At 73.3% G+C, this 3,575-nt stretch carries 3 protein-coding genes; 1 reads left to right on the forward strand and 2 read right to left on the reverse strand.

The genetic code is table 11. The annotated features are described in order from the left end of the window. Window positions 1-194: 194 nt before the first annotated feature. The gene (locus tag FNQ90_RS16225) at window positions 195-737 is read left to right on the forward strand and encodes an AAA family ATPase (protein ID WP_182607042.1); all 543 of its coding nucleotides are present in this window, start codon (window positions 195-197) and stop codon (window positions 735-737) included. Between the two features lie 11 nt (window positions 738-748). Here the strand turns inward: FNQ90_RS16225 and argS are convergent, their stop codons facing one another. Together argS and bla are read right to left on the reverse strand one after the other, a co-directional pair. Then, window positions 749-2,554 (reverse strand): arginine--tRNA ligase, encoded by a 1,806-nt coding sequence (gene argS / locus FNQ90_RS16230; protein WP_182607043.1) that lies wholly within the window; start codon window positions 2,552-2,554, stop codon window positions 749-751. 190 nt (window positions 2,555-2,744) lie between these two features. After that, the gene (gene bla, locus FNQ90_RS16235) at window positions 2,745-3,512 is read right to left on the reverse strand and encodes a class A beta-lactamase (RefSeq protein WP_323380003.1); all 768 of its coding nucleotides are present in this window, start codon (window positions 3,510-3,512) and stop codon (window positions 2,745-2,747) included. Between the last annotated feature and the right edge of the window lie 63 nt (window positions 3,513-3,575).

Genomic DNA, 3,575 nt, shown 5'->3' on the forward strand with positions numbered 1-3,575 from the left:
CCTCCCCGCCGGCCCGCGCCCCGACGGGGTTTCGGCCGGCCGCCCCGGGTTTCCCCCGGCCGGCGCCCCGGCCGGCACGATGAGGTTCCGGGGCCATCGGAGCCGGCCCCGGCCGGCGCCCCGGCCGGCACGATGAGGTTCCGGGGCCATCGGAGCCGGCCCCGACCGACCGTCACCGACCCCGGGAGCCCGCGGTGCTGATCTGGATCAACGGCGCCTTCGGCAGCGGAAAGACCACCCTCACCGAGGAGCTGAAGCGGCGCCTGCCCGACGCCCTGGTGTTCGACCCGGAGTGGATCGGGTTCGTGCTGCGGGGGATCGTGCCCGTCCCCACGGGGAACTTCCAGGATCTGGGTCTGTGGCGCCGTCAGGTGATCTCCCTGGCCGTCGGTCTGGTGGAGGAGTACCCGGGCCGGACCGTCATCGCCCCCATGACCCTCGTCAATCCCCGGTACTCGCAGGAGATCCTCGGCGGCCTGCGCCGGGCCGGTGTCCCCCTCCACCACGTCTTCCTCAAGGTCTCCGCCGGGGAGTTGGAGCGCCGCATCGCCGCCAGGGTGTTCCACCCCGGAGATCCTGAGCGGGACGAGGCGGCCCGCCGCTGGTGCCGCGAACGCGTCCCCGAATGCGTCGCCGCGGTGGCCTCCCTGCCCGGCGACACCCTGGTCATGGACGGCGAACGGCCCACCCGGGACCTCGCGGACGAGGTGGTGGCCCGGGTGGGCCGGTTCGGCTGACGCGCCGTCGATCACATGCGGTCGGGGGCGGCGATGCCCAGCAGGGACAGGCCCCGGGCCAGGGTGTCGCCGGTCAGCCGGCACAGCGCCAGCCGGTTGGTGCGGATCTCCTCCGGCACGTCCGACCGCAGCACCGGGCAGTTCTCGTAGAAGTCGGTGTACGCCTTGGCCAGCGTGTAGAGCCAACCGGCCAGCCGGTGCGGCTCCAGCGTCTCCGCCACCGAGTTCAGCACCGCGCCGAACTCGTCCACCGCCAGGGCCAGTTCCCGCTCGGCCCGCTCCAGCGGCAGCGAGGTGTCGAACCGCGCGGCCGACGCCTGCTCACCGGCCCGCCGCAGGATGGAGGCGATCCGGGTGTGGGTGTACTGGAGGTAGACGCCGGTCTGGCCGCTGAAGGAGACCATCCGGGTGACGTCGAAGACGTAGTCCTTGGCCCGCGAGGTGGACAGCTCCGCGTACTTCACGGCGGCGATCCCGGCGCCCCGCGCGATGGCGTCCAGCTCCTCGCCGGTCAACTCCGGGTTCTTCTCCGCGACCACCTCGCGCGCCCGGCCCTCGGCGTCGTCCAGCAGGTCGGCCAGCCGCACGGTGCCGCCGGCCCGGGTCTTGAACGGGCGGCCGTCGGGCCCGTTGATCGTGCCGTTGCGCACGTGCGCGGCCTCGATCCCGTCGGTCAGCCAGCCGGCCCGGCGGGCGGTGCGGAAGAGCATGTCGAAGTGCTGGGCCTGCCGGGCGTCCACCACGTACAGCAGGCGGTTGGCCTTCAGTTCCGTGGTCCGGTACCGCACGGCCGCCAGGTCGGTGGCGGCGTAGCCGAAGCCGCCGTCGGCCTTCTGCACGATCATCGGCACCGGCTTGTCCTCCGGGCTGCGGATGTCGTCGTAGAAGACGCACCAGGCGCCGTCGCTCTCCTCGACGATGCCCTTCTCCCGCAGCTCGTCCACCACCGCCTGCAGACGGGTGTTGTAGAAGGACTCGCCGGCCACGTCGTCGAGGGTGAGCAGCACGCCCAACCGGGCGTAGATCCGCTGGAAGGCGGCCTCCGACTCGGTCACGATCTCCCGCCAGGCGGCGACCGTCTCCTCGTCACCGCCCTGCAGGGCCACCACCCGGCGCTGCGCGCGCTCCTTGAAGGCGGGGTCGGCGTCGAAGACCTTGCGCGCCTCGCGGTAGAGGGAGTCCAGCGCGGAGACGGCGTCCCCCGCCTCGGCGGCGCCCTCCCCGGCGGGGCCGCCGGCCGCGTCCAGTTCGGCGGTCCGCCAGCGGGTCTCCGGGTGCTCGGTCAGGTACTGGATCAGCATGCCGAACTGGGTGCCCCAGTCACCGATGTGGTTCTGCCGCACCACGTCGGTGCCCAGGAAATCCAGCACCCGCACCAGGGAGTCACCGATCAGCGTCGAGCGCAGGTGCCCGACGTGCATCTCCTTGGCGACGTTCGGCGCGGAGTAGTCCACCACCGCCACGTCGCCGGACCGCTCGCGCGGCACCCCGAGCCGGGGGTCGTCCAGCCGGGCGGCCAGCCGCTCCACCAGGGCGGTGTCGGCGAGGTGGAGGTTGAGGAAGCCGGGACCGGAGACCTTCACCGAGGTGATCCACTCCACACCCGCCAGCCGCTCGCGCAGCCGCTCGGCCACGTCGCGCGGCTTCTCGCCGAGCCGCTTGGCCAGCGACAACGCCACGTTCGACTGGAAGTCGGCGTGGTCCGAACGTCGCACGAGCGGGTCCAGCGCCGCCAGCTCGGCCGGGAGCGTCTCGGCCATCGCCGCCGACACCGCCGCCTCCACCTCGTCGGCCAGGGACCGCACCTGCTCCGTCATCCTTCGCACATCCTCCGTGGTCGAGCCCGTGACGCCCGGGCTCCTCTTCCGCCGCCGGTTTCCGGCGGCGACGGGCCCCGGCCGGGGCCCGCTCGTGCACACAAGCATGGCAGGCTTTCGCGGCCCCCGTGGCCGGCCCCCGCCCCCCGGGAGGGACGGGAGCCGGCCGGGTCGACCGACGCCGGCGGGATCAGCCGGCGGGTCGGGTGAGGGCGTCGGCCACCACCGAGGCCGCCTCCGCGATCAGCGCGTTGTCCCACTCGGCGCCCTCGACGTCCCGGGCGGAGAGCACCGCGAGGACCATCGGGTCGCCCTCCGGCGGCCACACCACGGCGATGTTGTTGCGCGTGCCGTACCCGCCCGCGCCGCTCTTGTCGGCGACTGTCCAGTCCTCCGGCACCCCCGCCGCGATGAGTTCGGAGCCGGTGACGTTGGTCAGCATCCACTCGGTCAGCAGGTCCCGCTCGGTCTCCTCGAGCAGGTCCCCCAGGAGCAGGGCCCGCAGGTTCGCCGCCAGGGCCCGGGGGGTGCCGGTGTCCCGCTCGTCGCCGGGTACCGCCTCGTTCAGTTCGGTCTCGTACCGGCTCATCACGGTCACCCCGTCGCCCCACTCCCGCAGGGTGTCGTTCAGTCCCTCCGGGCCGCCGAGGGCGTCGAACAGCAGGTTCCCGGCGGTGTTGTCGCTGTGGCGCACGGCCGCGTCGCACAGCTCGCGCAGGGTCATGCCGACCCCGGCGTGCTCCCCGGTGACGGGGGAGTGCTCGACCAGGTCCTCCTCGCCGTAGGGGATCACCTCGTCGATTCCCCCGACGCCGTACTCCAGCAGTACGGCACCGGCCGCCAGGGCCTTGAAGGTGGAGGCGTACGCGAACCGCTCGTCGGCCCGGTGGACGATCTCCTCGCCGGTGCCGGTGTCCACGGCGTACACGCCGAGCCGGGCGTCGTACCGCTCCTCCAGCCCGGCGAAGGCCCGCTCCGGGGCCTCTTGGTCGGGTGGGGTGCCTGTCTCTTATACACATCT

Origin of the sequence: Streptomyces alkaliphilus (assembly GCF_014141535.1) — a bacterium.
GTDB lineage: Bacteria > Actinomycetota > Actinomycetes > Streptomycetales > Streptomycetaceae > Streptomyces > Streptomyces alkaliphilus.

Coding starts and splice junctions, on each gene's coding strand:
- argS (WP_182607043.1), bottom strand. CDS start 2,554: ATGACGGAGCAGGTGCGGTCCCTGGCCGACGAGGTGGAGGCGGCGGTG.